The 14,874-nt window shown below is 68.2% G+C and carries 13 protein-coding genes; 8 read left to right on the plus strand and 5 right to left on the minus strand.

The annotated features are described in order from the left end of the window. The first annotated feature begins 158 nt into the window (after positions 1 to 158). Positions 159 to 1,139 carry a Bug family tripartite tricarboxylate transporter substrate binding protein gene (locus RAMLITH_RS23580; RefSeq protein ID WP_168109916.1) on the plus strand — a complete coding sequence of 327 codons (981 nt, stop codon included), beginning with the start codon at positions 159 to 161 and terminating at the stop codon, positions 1,137 to 1,139. Positions 1,140 to 1,176: 37 nt separating this feature from the next. On the opposite strand, the gene RAMLITH_RS23585 is transcribed toward RAMLITH_RS23580, so the two are convergent. The 3 genes from RAMLITH_RS23585 to purN form a co-directional block, all read right to left on the minus strand. After that, the gene (locus RAMLITH_RS23585; protein ID WP_168109918.1) at positions 1,177 to 2,391 is read right to left on the minus strand and encodes a DesA family fatty acid desaturase; all 1,215 of its coding nucleotides are present in this window, start codon (positions 2,389 to 2,391) and stop codon (positions 1,177 to 1,179) included. Between the two features lie 113 nt (positions 2,392 to 2,504). Then, on the minus strand, positions 2,505 to 3,776 hold the full coding sequence (locus RAMLITH_RS23590) for an RsmB/NOP family class I SAM-dependent RNA methyltransferase (protein WP_168109919.1): 1,272 nt from the start codon (positions 3,774 to 3,776) through the stop codon (positions 2,505 to 2,507). A gap of 40 nt (positions 3,777 to 3,816) precedes the next feature. Then, positions 3,817 to 4,398, minus strand: a complete 582-nt coding sequence (gene purN, locus RAMLITH_RS23595; protein WP_168109920.1) for a phosphoribosylglycinamide formyltransferase — start codon at positions 4,396 to 4,398, stop codon at positions 3,817 to 3,819. Positions 4,399 to 4,419: 21 nt separating this feature from the next. On the opposite strand from purN, the gene RAMLITH_RS23600 reads away from it, so the two are divergent. Genes RAMLITH_RS23600 through RAMLITH_RS23610 form a run of 3 tightly spaced genes read left to right on the plus strand, consistent with a single transcriptional unit; the run spans position 4,420 to position 7,482 of the window. Then, positions 4,420 to 5,085 carry a YceH family protein gene (locus tag RAMLITH_RS23600; RefSeq protein WP_168109921.1) on the plus strand — a complete coding sequence of 222 codons (666 nt, stop codon included), beginning with the start codon at positions 4,420 to 4,422 and terminating at the stop codon, positions 5,083 to 5,085. Between the two features lie 42 nt (positions 5,086 to 5,127). Beyond that, positions 5,128 to 6,306, plus strand: coding sequence for an acyl-CoA dehydrogenase family protein (locus tag RAMLITH_RS23605; protein ID WP_168109922.1), 1,179 nt, complete (start codon positions 5,128 to 5,130; stop codon positions 6,304 to 6,306). 60 nt (positions 6,307 to 6,366) lie between these two features. Beyond that, entirely contained in the window at positions 6,367 to 7,482 is a 1,116-nt protein-coding gene (locus tag RAMLITH_RS23610) for an acyl-CoA dehydrogenase family protein (RefSeq protein WP_168109923.1), read from the plus strand. Positions 7,483 to 7,502: 20 nt separating this feature from the next. On the opposite strand, the gene RAMLITH_RS23615 is transcribed toward RAMLITH_RS23610, so the two are convergent. Next, positions 7,503 to 8,060: an HNH endonuclease gene (locus RAMLITH_RS23615; protein ID WP_168109924.1), complete on the minus strand. Its 558-nt coding sequence runs from the start codon at positions 8,058 to 8,060 to the stop codon at positions 7,503 to 7,505. Positions 8,061 to 8,231: 171 nt separating this feature from the next. Here RAMLITH_RS23615 and RAMLITH_RS23620 point away from each other — a divergent pair, with 171 nt between their 5' ends. The 4 genes from RAMLITH_RS23620 (at position 8,232) to RAMLITH_RS23635 (ending at position 14,421) form a co-directional block, all read left to right on the plus strand. Next, positions 8,232 to 9,230, plus strand: coding sequence for a bifunctional riboflavin kinase/FAD synthetase (locus RAMLITH_RS23620; protein WP_168109925.1), 999 nt, complete (start codon positions 8,232 to 8,234; stop codon positions 9,228 to 9,230). A 108-nt stretch (positions 9,231 to 9,338) separates the two neighbouring features. Continuing rightward, positions 9,339 to 12,185 carry an isoleucine--tRNA ligase gene (gene ileS / locus RAMLITH_RS23625; protein ID WP_168109926.1) on the plus strand — a complete coding sequence of 949 codons (2,847 nt, stop codon included), beginning with the start codon at positions 9,339 to 9,341 and terminating at the stop codon, positions 12,183 to 12,185. Next, positions 12,185 to 12,676: a signal peptidase II gene (gene lspA, locus RAMLITH_RS23630; RefSeq protein ID WP_168109927.1), complete on the plus strand. Its 492-nt coding sequence runs from the start codon at positions 12,185 to 12,187 to the stop codon at positions 12,674 to 12,676. The genes ileS and lspA overlap by 1 nt, the downstream gene beginning before the upstream one ends. Positions 12,677 to 12,762: 86 nt before the next feature. Further along, a complete protein-coding gene (locus RAMLITH_RS23635; protein WP_168109928.1) occupies positions 12,763 to 14,421 on the plus strand; it encodes a Na/Pi cotransporter family protein in 1,659 nt (552 codons plus the stop codon). A gap of 24 nt (positions 14,422 to 14,445) precedes the next feature. On the opposite strand, the gene RAMLITH_RS23640 is transcribed toward RAMLITH_RS23635, so the two are convergent. Next, on the minus strand, positions 14,446 to 14,829 hold the full coding sequence (locus RAMLITH_RS23640) for a response regulator (protein WP_168109929.1): 384 nt from the start codon (positions 14,827 to 14,829) through the stop codon (positions 14,446 to 14,448). Between the last annotated feature and the right edge of the window lie 45 nt (positions 14,830 to 14,874).

Raw genomic sequence — 14,874 nt, forward strand, 5'->3', positions numbered from 1 at the left:
CGAGGCGGTACCGAATCCATGTCGGACGGTTACAGCAGGTAGCGTCAGGCCGATCAGCCCGGCCATGTGCCATGGCGCCGCGGCCGCCCTGAAAGCTGACTGACAGGCGCGGGGAATATCCTGCTGCCACTGCCGGGCTCCGGCTGCGAGGACTCCCCATGCCCCACACGAGAAGAACCTTCCTGGGCGCCGCAGGCGCCTGCGCCATGGGCGGCCTGTTGCCGGCGCGCGCGTTCGCGCAGGCGTGGCCCACCAAGCCGATCCGCTTCGTCGTGCCGTTCGCGCCAGGCGGCAGCTCGGAGATCATTGCGCGCTCGGCGGCGGTGGAGATGGCCAAGACGCTCGGGCAGAACGTCTTCGTGGACAACAAGCCGGGCGCCTCCGGGAACATCGCCATGGCCGAAGTGGCGCGCGCAACCGACCAGCACACGATCATCCTGGGGCACATCGGCACCCTGGCCGTGAACCCCTACATGTTCGACAGGCTGCCGTACGACGTGAACCGGGACTTCCGGCCGGTGAGCCTCCTGGCGAAGGTGCCGAGCCTGTACGTGGTGAACCCGGGCGTGCCGGCGAAGAACCTGGCCGAGTTCATCGCCATGGCAAAGGCCAGGCCCGGCATGATGAACTACGGATCGGCCGGCAACGGCAGCGCCGGCCACCTGGCCATGGAATACCTGAAGATGACGGCGAACATCTTCATCACGCACATTCCCTACAAGGGCACCGGCCCGCAACTGACCGACCTGCTCGCCGGACGGCTCGAAGCGGCTTCGGTGGGGGCGTCGGCCATCCTGCAGCACATCAAGGCCGGCAAGCTGCGTTGCATTGCAACCGGCTCGGCGCAGCGCCTGCCGCAGCTTCCGGACGTGCCGACCGTCGCCGAGCAAGGTTTCCCGGGCTTCGAGATGACGCAGTGGTACGGGATCCTGGCGCCGGCGTCGATGGCTCAGGCCAGCATCGACCGCCTCGCGGGCGACGCGCAGACCGCCATGAAGTCGCATGCCGCGCTGGAACGCCTGAACCTGGATGCCGCGCAGTCGGTTGGCGGCAGCCCGGCACAGTTCGTCCAGTTCATCGGCCAGGAACAGAAGCGCTGGAAGCAGGTCGTCGAACGGGCCAGGATCAAGGCCGAGTAAACGACGCTCGCGCGGCGCAGCGCCGCGCGATTGCCGCTCAGGCGTGCGCCGCGCGCAGCTTCAGGGCGAATTGCTGCAGCGCCACGATTCCGCTTTCCTCGGCGCGGCGGCACCAGGCCTGCAACTCGGCCGTGAGCTGCTCGCGCGAGTGGTTCGTGTTGAGCCACATCTGCCGCAGTTCCTCGCGCATGGTGACCATCTGGTCCAGGACCGGATGGGCGGCGCGCGCCTGTGCCAGCTGGGGCTTCGCCGACGCCGGCACGCGCTCCTCGTCCCGGTGCAACCAGCGCTTGGCGGCCTCCAACGGCGAGAGGTCGGCGCCCTTTCCCTTGAGCACGGCGATTTCTGCCTTGCACACACGCCGCATCTCGCGGCCGTAGCGCGCCATCACCTCGTAGCGGTTGGCGATCAGCGCCTCCAGCGTCTTCTCGTCGGCGACCGGCCGGATCTCGCCCAGGCGCAGCTTGGGCGGCACCTTCTTGACCGTCGCCCAGCCGATGCGGCTCATCAGCGAGATGTAGACCCAGCCGAGGTCGAACTCGTACTTCTTGACGGCGAACTTGGCGGACGTCGGGTACGTGTGGTGGTTGTTGTGCAGTTCCTCGCCGCCGATGATCAGGCCCCAGGGCGAGATGTTGGTGCTGGCGTCGGGCGCCTCGAAGTTGCGGTAGCCCCAGTAATGCGCGATGCCGTTGATGATGCCGGCCGCCGTCACCGGGATCCAGGCCATCTGCACGGCCCACACGGCCAGCCCCGCGGCGCCGAACAGCGCCACGTTCAGGATCAGCATCAGGCCCACGCCCTGCCAGCTGAACCGTGAGTACAGGTTGCGCTCGATCCAGTCGTTGGGCGTGCCATGGCCGAACTTGGCCAGGGTCTCCAGGTTCTTCGCCTCGGCGCGGTACAGCTCCGAACCCTTCCAGAAGACGGTGTCGATGCCGCGCGTCTGCGGGCTGTGCGGATCGTCCGGCGTCTCGCACCGGGCGTGGTGCTTGCGGTGGATGGCGACCCATTCCCTGGTCACCATGCCGGTGCTGAGCCACAGCCAGAAGCGGAAGAAATGCGCGGGAACGCGGTGCAGGTCCAGCGCGCGGTGCGCCTGGCTGCGGTGCAGGAAGATCGTGACGCTGGCGATCGTGATGTGCGTCGTCACCAGCGTGTAGACGACGATCTGCCACCAGGACAGGTTCCACAGGCCGTTGGCGAGCCAGTCAACTGCCGCGTTCAGCACGGCCCAATCGGGGAGCAACATTGTCGGGGGATTTCCTTCCTGAAGATGCGGGCCGAAAGGCCCAGCAAGCTAGGAGGGATTCTAGGCAGGAAGGTTCAATCCTGCTCGCGCCGGGACACTCGCTCGGGAAGGGTTTACGCGCGGGTCCACGCGGCCGCGAAGAAGCCGTCGGTGGCATGCCGGTGCGGCCACAGCCGAAGGTACTGCTGCCCGCCCTCGCCCCCGCTGCACAGGGTGGCGGCTTGCTCCACCTTCAACTGCGCCAGCAACTCGCCGACGGCCACCGGCTGGAACTGCGGCTGCGCCGCCCCGAACGCGGCGGCGATCTCCTCGTTCTCCTGCGGCAGGACGCTGCAAGTGGCATAGACCAGGCGACCGCCCGGCTTGAGCAGCCGAGCGGCGCTGGCCAGGATCGCGGCCTGCTTGACGGCCATCTCCTGCACCGACTGCATGGACTGCCGCCACTTGAGGTCCGGATTGCGGCGCAAGGTGCCCAGGCCCGAGCACGGCGCGTCGACGATCACCCGGTCGATCTTGCCGGCCAGACGCTTGATGCGCTCGTCGCGCTCGTGCGCGATGGCCGCCGGATGGACGTTCGACAGCTTGCTGCGGGCCAACCGCGGCTTGAGCGCGTCCAGCCGGTGGGCCGACGTGTCGAACGCGTAGAGGCGGCCGGTGTTGCGCATGCCGGCGCCGATCGCCAGCGTCTTGCCGCCGGCGCCCGCGCAGAAGTCGACCACCATCTCGCCACGCCTGGCGTCCAGCAGCAGCGCCAGCAGTTGCGACCCCTCGTCCTGGACCTCGATGGCCCCGCGCGCGAAGGCGTCGAGCTTGTTGACGGCCGGCTTGCCGTCCACCCGCAACCCCCACGGCGAATACGGCGTCGGCCGCGCGGCCAGGCCGGCGAGCTTCAGTTCCTGCCGCACGTCGTCGCGCTTGTCGGTCAGCGTGTTCACGCGCAGATCGAGTGGCGCCGGCTGGTTGAGGCTTTCCGCCAGGGCCCAGAACTCGCCGCCCAGTTGCTCCTTGAGCGGCTGGGCGAGCCAGTCCGGCAGGTTGTGGCGATGGCGCTCGAGGAGATCGTCGGGATCGATCTTGTCGCACTGGTCGAGCCAGTTCTTCTCCTGCTCGGTCAGCGCGCTCTTGAGGAAATCGCGTGGCCCGTTGAACCCGAGGATGGCCAGGCGCCGCTCCTTCGGCCCGCTGCCCGATGGCGCGAGGTGGTCGAACAGGAGCTTGCGGCGCAGCACCGTGTAGACGGTTTCGGCGAGGGTCGCCCGCTCGCGCGGGCCGAGCGAACGGTTGTCGCGAAAGTAGCGGGACACCACCGCGTCGGCGGGGTGGTCGAACTTCAGGGTGAGCTTGACGAGCTCGGCACAGGCGTCGAGCAGGGCTTTGGGATGCATGGGCGCGATTGTCCCATTGCGGCCCGATGCCGGGCGGGCTTCAGGCCGTGGCCAGCAGGCGCGCGATCGCGCGCGGGTAGATCAGGTGTTCCTGCGTCAGCACCCGTGCGGCGAGCGACTCGGGCGTGTCGTCCGGCAGCACCGGCACCACGGCCTGTTCCAGGATCGGCCCGAAGTCGAGCTCCGCCGTCACCTGGTGCACCGTCGCTCCCGAGAAACGGCAGCCCATCTCGATCGCGCGCCGGTGCGTGTGCAGCCCGGGAAAGGCCGGCAGCAGCGAGGGATGGATGTTGAGCAGCCGGCCTTCGTAGCGCTGCACGAAGCCGGCCGTGAGGATGCGCATGAAGCCGGCCAGCACCACCAGCGCCGGCTGGTGCCGGTCGACGACGCTGGCCAGTTCAGCGTCGAAGGCTTCCCGGCTGGCGAACTGCTTGTGATCGAGCACCTCGGTGGCGATCCGGTGCTCGCGCGCGAAGGCGAGGCCGCCGGCATCCGCGCGATTGCTGATCACCGCGGCCACCGCGGCCCCGTGGCGCTCCCGCCAGCCCTCGCGCTGGGCCGCCCGCACGATGGCGGCCATGTTGGAGCCCCCGCCGGAGATCAGAATGACGATCTTCTTCATGTCCGCCGGATTATCCCAGCCATGCGCCTGCCTTCCCTCGCCCCCATCGAAGCCCGCGTGCTCGGCACGCTGATGGAAAAAGCCCGCACCGTCCCCGACAGCTATCCGCTGACGCTGAACGCCGTCGTCGCCGGCTGCAACCAGAAGACCAGCCGCGATCCGCTGATGAACGTCGGCGACGCGCAGGCGCAGGAGGCGCTGGACTCGCTCAAGGCGCTGACGCTGGTGTTCGAATCCAGCGGCGGCCGCGTCGCGCGCTGGGAACACAACTTCCAGCGCGCGGTCGGCGTGCCGGAGCAGTCGGCCGTGCTGCTCGGGCTGCTGATGCTGCGCGGGCCGCAGACGGCGGGCGAGCTGCGCATCAACAGCGAGCGCTGGTACCGCTTCGCCGACATCTCGTCGGTGGAGGCGTTCCTGGAAGAGCTGCGCGATCGCCCGGAGGAGAAAGGCGGCCCGCTGGTCGTGCTGCTGCCGCGCGCGCCCGGCATGCGCGAGCAGCGCTGGGCCCACCTGCTGTGCGGGCCGGTCGCGGTGGAGCAGGCTTCAGCCGCCGCGGCGCACGACATGCCACGCGATGCACTGGAGAGCCGCGTCGCCGCGCTCGAAAATGAAGTGGCCGCCCTGCGTTCTGCACTGCAAGACGTGCGCGAACAACTCGGTTTGTCGCAACCCGGACAAGCTGCCTAGTCCCTCGACAGACATAATCGCGGCAACGTTTCGGAGAGTTCCATGGATCTTGCGTTTACCCCCGAAGAGCAGCAGTTTCGCCAGGACATCCGCGCCTGGGTGCGCGAGAACCTGCCCCCCGAGATCTCGCACAAGGTGCACAACGCGCTGCGCCTCACGCGTGAGGACATGCAGCGCTGGGCGAAGATCCTCGGCAAGAAAGGCTGGCTCGGCTACGGCTGGCCCAAGGAGTTCGGCGGCCCGGGCTGGAATGCCGTGCAGCGGCACCTGTTCGAGGAGGAGTGCGCGCTGGCCGGCGCGCCGCGCATCGTCCCGTTCGGCCCGGTGATGGTGGCGCCCGTCATCATGACCTTCGGCAACGCGGAACAGCAGAAGCGCTTCCTGCCCGGCATCGCCAGCGGTGAAGTGTGGTGGAGCCAGGGCTACAGCGAGCCGGGCGCCGGCTCCGACCTGGCGTCGCTGAAGTGCCGGGCGGAGCGCCAGGGCGACAAGTACATCGTCAACGGCCAGAAGACCTGGACCACGCTGGCGCAGCACGGGGAATGGATCTTCTGCCTGGTGCGCACCAGCACCGAAGGCAAGCCGCAGACCGGCATCTCGTTCCTGCTGATCGACATGAAGTCGCCGGGCGTCAGCGTGCGGCCGATCTACATGCTCGACGGCGAGCCCGAGGTCAACGAGGTGTTCTTCGACAACGTCGAGGTGCCCGCCGAGAACCTGATCGGCGAGGAGAACAAGGGCTGGACCTACGCCAAGCACCTGCTGTCGCACGAACGCACCAACATCGCCGACGTGAACCGCGCCAAGCGCGAGCTCGAGCGCCTCAAGCGCATCGCGAAGTCGGAGAAAGTGTGGGACGACCAGCGCTTCCGCGACGAGGTCGCCAAGCTCGAAGTGGAAGTGGTGGCGCTGGAAATGCTGGTGCTGCGCGTGCTGTCGGCGCAGCAGTCGGGCAAGAACTCGCTGGACATCGCCGGCCTGCTGAAGATCCGCGGCAGCGAGATCCAGCAGCGCTACTCCGAGCTGATGATGCTGGCCGCGGGCCCGTACTCGCTGCCGTGGATCCGTGAGGCAATGGATGCCGGCTGGCAAGGCGAGTTCGTCGGCGCGCCGTACATCGCGCCGCTGGCGGCGACCTACTTCAACATGCGCAAGACGACGATCTACGGCGGCAGCAACGAGGTGCAGCGGACGATCGTGTCGCAGACCGTTCTCGGCTGATCAACCCAACATCCGTACGCGCAAGCCGCATTGATCTTTCCTCACCACAGAGGCAGCAACATGGATTTCAACTTCACCGACGACCAGGACCAGCTGCGAGACGCCGTCCGCAAGTGGGTCGACAAGGGCTACGACTTCGAGCGCCGCCGCGCGATCGTGAAGGCCGGCGGCTTCGACCGCGGCGTCTACGGCGAACTGGCCGAACTGGGCCTGGCGGGCCTGTACATCTCCGAGGACCACGGCGGCATGGGCATGGGCCCGGTCGAGGGCATGGTGGTGATGGAGGAACTCGGCCGCGGCATCGTGCTCGAGCCGCTCGGCCAGACGCTGATCGCCAGCGGCATCATCGGCGGTTACGCCCCCGACGCGGTCAAGTCGGCGTGGCTGCCGAAGATCGCGAGCGGCGAGGCCCTGGTGGTGCTGGCCCACACCGAGCGGGCGGCGCGCTACAAGCTCGACGTCTGCGAGACCCGCGCCGGCCGCAGCGGCGAGGCCTGGAGCATCACCGGCGCCAAGAGCACCGTGCCGGCCGGCGACCAGGCCGAGGCTTTCCTGGTTCCGGCGCTGGCCGACGGCAAGATGGCGCTGTTCCTGGTGGAGCGCAGTGCCGCCGGCGTGCAGGCGCGCGGCTACGGCACGATGGAAGGTGGTCGCGCCGCCGAAGTGACGTTCGCCTCGTCCCCCGCCACCCTGGTCTCGCAGGACGGCCTCGCCGCCCTGGAGCACGCCGTCGACATCGGCATCGCGGCGAGCTGCGCCGAAGCGGTGGGCGTCCTCGACAAGACCATGGACGTGACGGCGGAATACCTCAACACGCGCAAGCAGTTCGGCGTGCCCCTCGCCACCTTCCAGGCCCTGCGCCATCGGATGGCCGACATGAAGATGCAGCAGGAGCTCGCGCGCTCGATGAGCTATTACGCGTCGCTCAAGCTCAATGCCCCGCCGGAGGAGCGCCGCCGGGCGATGGCCCGCGCCAAGTACCAGCTCGGGGTGTCCATGCGCTTCGTCGGCCAGAACTCGGTGCAGCTGCACGGCGGCATCGGCGTCACGGACGAATACATCGGCAGCCACTACTTCAAGAAGCTGACGCAGCTGGAACTGAGCTTCGGCGACACGCTGCACCACCTGGGCGAGGTGTCCGCGCGGATGCAGGAGACGGCCGGCGTCTTCGCCTGAACCCCGAGGGGCCCGGCCCCTCAGGCGTGCAGCCGCGAGTTCTTGGGCAGGTGCGCCATCAGGAACTCCATCTGGTCCGCCAGGATGCGGCGGTTGCGCAGGATGAAGTCCTCCCAGAGGCTGGGCACGTACGGCGTGTACAGCAGCGGCATGCGCGCCTGCTCGGGCGTGCGGTTGCTCTTGCGGTGGTTGCAGGTGCGGCAGGCCGTCACGACGTTCATCCAGTGGTCGCGGCCGTTCTGGGCAAAGGGGATGATGTGCTCGCGCGTGAGCAGCTCCTCGTGGAACGTGCCGCCGCAGTAGGCGCAGACGTTGCGGTCGCGGGCAAAGAGCTTGCTGTTGGTGAGGCCGGGCCTGAGCTCGAAGGGATTGATGTTCGGCACGCCCTTGGTGCCGATGATGCTGCTGACGGCGATCAGCGACTGCTCGCCGGTCACCGCGTTGTGGCCGCCGCGGAACAGCGCGATGCGCGCGCCGACTTCCCAGCGCACCTCCTCGGCCGCGTAGTGGATCACGGCCTGTTCCAGCGTGATCCACGACTGGGGCAGGCCCTGGGCCGACAGCTTCAAAACCTTCAAGACGCCACTCCTTTCCGGGAGAGGAAACCACATGACAGGTCCGGCGCAGCGCCAGGCGGCGCTGTACAGCACAATATACCCTCTTTCGTGGCCCGCCGCCGCCGTGCAGGCGCCGTGCCGCTTGGCGCGATGGGCACGAGCTGCTATCAAAACGATACCGACGCGAGCGCGATGCAGATCTTCCGAGGCTTCCACCATCCGGGCATCGCGCCGGCCTGCGCGCTCACGATCGGCAACTTCGACGGCGTGCACCGCGGCCACCAGGCAATGCTCGCGCTGCTGAACAGCGAGGCACGGCACCGCGGCGTGCCCAGTTGCGTGCTGACCTTCGAGCCGCATCCGCGCGACTACTTCGCCGCCCTCGCGCGCAAGCCGGAGCTGGCGCCGGCACGCATCGCCACCTTGCGCGACAAGCTGACCGAGCTGGCCCGCTGCGGCGCCGACCAGTGCGTGGTGCTGCCGTTCGACGCCCGCCTGTCCTCGCAGACCCCCGAGGCCTTCGTCGACAACGTGCTGGTGCGCGGACTCGGCGCGAAGTACGTGCTGGTGGGCGACGACTTCCGCTTCGGCGCGAAGCGCGCCGGCGACTACGCGATGCTGGACGCCGCCGGCGCCGCCAGGGGCTTCGACGTGGCCCGCATGAACAGTTACGAGGTCCACGGCGTGCGCGTATCGAGCTCGGAAGTGCGCGCCGCGCTGGCCCGCGCCGACATGGACGGCGTGGCGGCGCTGCTGGGGCGGCCCTACAGCATCAGCGGCCACGTGGTCCACGGCCGCAAGCTCGGCCGCGAGCTGGGCTTCAAGACGCTCAACCTGCGCTTTGCGCACTGGAAGCCCGCCGCCAGCGGCATCTTCGCCGTGGAGGTCCACGGCCTCGCGGAGGCGCCGCTGCCAGGGGTTGCCAACCTCGGCATCCGCCCATCGATCGACCCGGCCGACGTCAATGGCGGGCGCGTGCTGCTGGAGACCTATTGCCTCGAGTGGCCGGCTGGCCTCGGACCCGAAGGGGGCTACGGTAAAATCATCCGGGTGGAACTGCTGCACAAGCTGCACGACGAGCTCAAGTACGACGGCCTGGACGCCCTCCAGGCCGGCATCGCACGCGACATCGCCGACGCGCGGGCGTACTTCGCGTCGACCCGCCGGCAGACCACGCGCGACCGAATTTAGCGCGGTGCGACATTGCGGCCTCGCGCCGCGACCGCTTGCCACGACTTGCGTGGATGCCGCGGCCGAGCCCGGCATGACCCCGATGCACCCGCTGCGAAAGAGCACTCCATGACCGACAAGACCGATTACCGCGCCACGCTCAACCTGCCCGACACGCCGTTCCCGATGCGCGGCGACCTGCCGAAGCGCGAGCCGGGCTGGGTGAAGGAGTGGGAGGACAAGGGGCTGTACAAGAAGCTGCGCGCCGCCCGCTGCGAGCACGAGAAATTCGTGCTGCACGACGGCCCGCCGTACGCCAACGGCCAGATCCACATGGGCCACGCGGTCAACAAGATCCTGAAGGACATGATCGTCAAGGCACGCCAGCTCAAGGGCCTGGACGCCGCCTACATCCCGGGCTGGGACTGCCACGGCCTGCCGATCGAGAACGCGATCGAGAAGAAGCACGGCCGCAACCTGCCGCGCGACGACATGCAGGCGAAAAGCCGCGCCTTCGCCACCGAGCAGGTCGCCATCCAGATGGCCGACTTCAAGCGCCTGGGCGTGCTGGGCGACTGGGAGCATCCGTACCGCACGATGGACTTCGTCAACGAGGCGCAGGAGATCCGCGCGTTCAAGCGGGTCATCGAGCGCGGCTTCGTCTACCGGGGCCTGAAGCCCGTGTACTGGTGCTTCGACTGCGGCTCGTCGCTGGCGGAGTTCGAGATCGAGTACGCCGACAAGAAGTCGCACACGATCGACGTCGCGTTCAGGGCCGACCAGCCGGAGCAGGTGCTGCTGGCCTTCGGGCTGCCCCCGACGCGCCTGGAAAAGCCGCTGTTCGCCGTGATCTGGACCACCACGCCCTGGACCATCCCGGCCAACCAGGCGCTGAACCTGAACCCGCAGCTGGAGTACTCGCTGGTGGAGACCGAACGCGGCCTGCTGGTTCTGGCGTCGGTGCTGGTCGAGCGCTGCCTGGAACGCTACGGCCTGGCCGGCACCGTGCTGGCCACCGTCGCCGGCGAGAAGCTGGGCGGCCTCGCCTTCCAGCATCCGCTGCACGATGCCGACCCCGGCTACCGGCGCCTGTCGCCGGTCTACCTGGCCGAGTACGCGACGGCGGAGGACGGCACCGGCATCGTCCACTCGTCGCCGGCATACGGCCTGGACGACTTCAACTCCTGCGTCGCGCACGGGATGAAGTACGACGACATCCTGAACCCGGTGCAAGGCCATGGGTCGTACGCGCCGGACTTCCCGCTGTTCGGCGGCCAGAACATCTGGAAGGCCGGACCGCAGATCATCGAGGCGCTGCGCCAGGCCGGCCGGCTGTTCGCGACCGACACGATCACGCACAGCTACCCGCATTGCTGGCGCCACAAGACGCCGGTCATCTACCGCGCCGCGGCGCAGTGGTTCATCCGCATGGACGAGGGTGAAGGCGTCTTCACGAAGGACAAGGCGCCCAGGACCCTGCGCCAGATGGCGCTGGACGCCATCGAGGACACCAGCTTCTATCCCGAGAACGGCAAGGCGCGGCTGCGCGACATGATCGCCGGCCGGCCCGACTGGTGCATCTCGCGCCAGCGCAGCTGGGGCGTGCCGCTGCCTTTCTTCCTGCACAAGGACACGGGCGAGCTGCATCCGCGCACGATGGAGATCCTGGACCTCGCCGCCGACATGGTGGAGCGCGGCGGCATCGAGGCCTGGAGCAAGGCCACGGCGCAAGACATCCTGGGCGCGCAGGACGCGCCGCACTACACCAAGAGCACCGACATCCTGGAAGTGTGGTTCGACTCCGGCACCACGCACACGACGGTGCTGAAGCACTCGCACGCCGGCGCCGGCCACGAGAACGGTCCCGAGGCCGACCTGTACCTGGAAGGGCATGACCAGCACCGGGGCTGGTTTCATTCGTCGCTGCTCACCGCCTGCGCCATGTACGGCCGCGCGCCCTACCGCGGGCTGCTGACGCACGGCTTCACCGTGGACAGCCAGGGCCGCAAGATGAGCAAGTCCCTGGGCAACGGCGTCGATCCGCAGGAGACGAGCAAGAAGCTGGGCGCCGAGATCATCCGGCTGTGGGTGGCGGCGTCCGACTACTCCGGCGACATCGCGGGCGACGACAAGATCCTGGCGCGGGTGGTGGACGCGTACCGCCGCATCCGCAACACGCTGCGCTTCCTGCTGGCCAACACCAGCGACTTCGATCCGGCCAGGGACGCCGTGCCGCTGGCCGAGATGCTCGAGATCGATCGCTATGCGATGTCGCGGGCGGCTCAGTTCCAGCAGGAAGTGCTGGCGCACTACGAGGTCTACGAGTTCCATCCGGTGGTGGCCAAGCTGCAGGTGTACTGCTCCGAGGATCTCGGCGCGTTCTACCTCGACGTGCTGAAGGATCGCCTCTACACCACGGCGCCGAAGTCGCTGGCGCGGCGCAGCGCGCAGACGGCGCTGTGGAACATCACCCACGCCATGCTGCGCTGGATGGCGCCGTTCCTCAGCTTCACGGCGGAAGAAGCCTGGAAGCTGTTCGGGACCTCGGAATCGATCTTCTTCGAGACCTATGCGGAGATCGGCGGCCCGGACACGGCGCTGGTCGAGAAGTGGAACCGCATCCGGGCGATCCGCGAACTGGTGAACAAGGAGATCGAGGCGCTGCGCGAGGCCGGCCAGGTCGGCTCGTCGCTGCAGGCCAACGTGGAACTGGCGGTGCCGCAGGACACGGAGGGCGCGCTGTGGACGGCGCTCGCGAGCCTGCAGGACGACCTCAAGTTCGTGTTCATCACTTCGGCGCTGAAGCTGGTGCCGGGCGACGGACTGGCCGTCAGGGTCACGCCGTCGCAGGCGGCCAAGTGCGAACGCTGCTGGCACTGGCGCGACGACGTCGGACACGACGGCGCGCATCCCACCATCTGCGGGCGCTGCACCAGCAACCTGTTCGGCGCCGGCGAAGACCGGAAGTTCGCCTGATGGCGCGCGCGGCCCGCGGCGCGTCCTGGCTGCCCTGGCTGGGGCTGGCGCTGGCGATCTTCGTCGCCGACCAGGTCACCAAGTTCCTGATCCTGGGCGCCTACCAGCTCGGGGATTCGACTTACATCACCGGTTTCTTCAACATCGTTCGCGCCCACAACACGGGCGCGGCGTTCTCGTTCCTGGCGCAGGCGTCGGGCTGGCAGCGCTGGTTCTTCACCGCGATCGGCGTGGTCGCCGCGGTCTTCATCGTGTGGCTGCTGCGCCGCCATGCCGGGCAGAAGCTGTTTTCGTTCGCGCTCGCCTGCATCCTCGGCGGCGCCGTGGGCAACGTGGTCGACCGCCTGCTGCATGGCTACGTCGTCGACTTCATCCAGGTGCACTGGCGCGGCTGGTACTTCCCGGCCTTCAACGTCGCCGACAGCGGCATCACGATCGGCGCGGCCTGCCTGATCCTGGACGAACTGCTGCGGGTGCGACGGGCGCGCTGAACCCGAATTCGGCAACCGGTCTGGCTGTCCGCCTGGTGCCCGCACGCATGTTGCGCCGCACCAAAGCGTATAGTGAAACCTGAAGCATGAAGCATCTGTTGAATCTGCTGGCGGCGATCGCGCTGCTGGTGTGGGGGACGCATCTCGTTCGAACCGGCATCCTGCGGGTGTTCGGCGCCAACCTGCGATCCGTCATCGCCCAGAGCGTGGGCAACCGCTGGACCGCCACGGTGGCGGGGCTCGGCGTCACGGCACTCGTCCAGTCCAGCACCGCCACCGCCCTCATCGTGTCCGCGTTCGTCGGCCAGGGCCTGATCACGCTGCCCCTCGCGCTGGCGGTGATGCTCGGCGCCGACGTGGGCACCAGCCTGATGGCGGTCGTCTTCTCCTTCGACCTGTCCTGGCTGTCGCCGCTGTTCATCTTCGTCGGCGTGGTGCTGTACCTCTCGCGCCAGGCCGACGCCGTCGGCCGCTTCGGCCGCATCCTGATCGGCATCGGCCTGATGCTGCTGGCGCTGCGGCTGGTCGGCGATTCGACGGCGATCATGACGAAATCGCCGGCCGTGAAGGCGCTGCTCGGGTCGGTCACCAGCGACCTGTTGCTGGAGATCACGGTCGGCGCCTTCATCTCGCTGCTGGCCTATTCCAGCCTGGCCATCGTGCTGCTGGTGGCCACCATGGCGGCGTCGGGACTGGTGCCGCTGGAGCCGGCGCTGGGACTGGTGCTGGGCGCCAACCTCGGCAGCGGCCTGCTGGCGGTGCTGACCACCGCGAAGTCGGCCATCGAGGTACGGCAGGTGCCGCTCGGCAACTTCGTGTTCAAGGCCATCGGCGTGCTGGTCGCGGCGCCCTTCGTCGGCCTCTGGCTGCGCGAGGTGCGGCCCTACGTGCACGAGGCGAGCACGGTGGTGGTGCTGTTCCACCTGAGCTTCAACGTGCTGGTGGCGATCCTGTTCATCGGCTTCACGCAGGTGGTGGCCCGGTGGGTGACCCTGTGGCTGCCCAAGCCGGACAAGACGATGGTGGCCGGCCGGCCGCACCACCTCGATCCTTCCGCGCTGGACACCCCCTCGCTGGCCATCTCCTGCGCGGCGCGCGAGGCACTGCACCAGGCCGACGTGGTGGAGACCATGTTGCGCGGCATGCTCCCGGTGATCCGCAACAACGACCTGCGGCTGGCCGAGGAGCTGCGCAAGCTCGACGACCACGTCGACGAGCTGTATTCGGCGATCAAGTACTACCTGACCAAGATCTCGCGCGAGGCGCTGGGCGAGGAGGAAAGCCGGCGCTGGACCGACATCATCAGCTTCACGATCAACATGGAGCAGATCGGCGACATCATCGAGCGCATCCTGATCGACATCGAGGACAAGAAGATCCGCAAGGGCCGCAGCTTCTCCGACGCCGGCATGGCGGAGATCTGCGAGCTGCACGCGCGGCTGATCGACAACCTGCGGCTGGGCATGAGCGTGTTCCTGAACGGCACGGTGCGCGATGCGCAGAAACTGCTGGAGGAGAAGGCCCGCTTTCGCGACCTCGAGCGGGCCTACGCCTCGACCCACCTGAACCGGCTCACCGGCAACACGATGCAGAGCATCGAGACCAGCTCGCTGCACCTGGACCTGATCAGCGACCTGAAGCGGATCAACTCGCACATCTGCTCGATCGCCTACCCGATCCTGGACTCGGCCGGCGCGCTCGCGCCGAACCGGCTGCGCCAGGCCCAGCTCGCCGACAGCCCCTGAACCGACACGCGCCGCGCCGGCAGGTCAATGACTGACCTCCTCGCGAGCCTTGAGGCAGTAGTCCACCAGGGCTTCGATTTCGGTGGACTTGTCGAACACCGCGTCGGCGCCGAGCTGGGCGCAGCGCCACCGCACGTCGTCCGTCGCGTGGTTGCTGAGCACGATCATCTTCTGGTCGGGCCGGCGACGGCGGCACGACTCCAGGATGTTGAGCCCGCTACCTTCCTTGAGGAACAGGTCGACGATGGCCAGGTCCCAGTAGTCGTCGTTGTGGGCCAGCCAGCGCTTGCCCTCGTATTCGGTCTCGGCCACGCCGACGGCGTCCACCAGGGCCAGTTCCTGCAGCGTTTCGATGAGGTTTTCCCGGATCGTCGGACTGTCCTCGACGATGTAGGCACGGAACTTCATAGTATTTCTCCACGGCGAAGACCCGCTCCGCGCTGCGGCGCGAAG

The sequence above is a fragment of the Ramlibacter lithotrophicus genome (genome assembly GCF_012184415.1).
Classification (GTDB): Bacteria; Pseudomonadota; Gammaproteobacteria; order Burkholderiales; family Burkholderiaceae_C; genus Ramlibacter; species Ramlibacter lithotrophicus.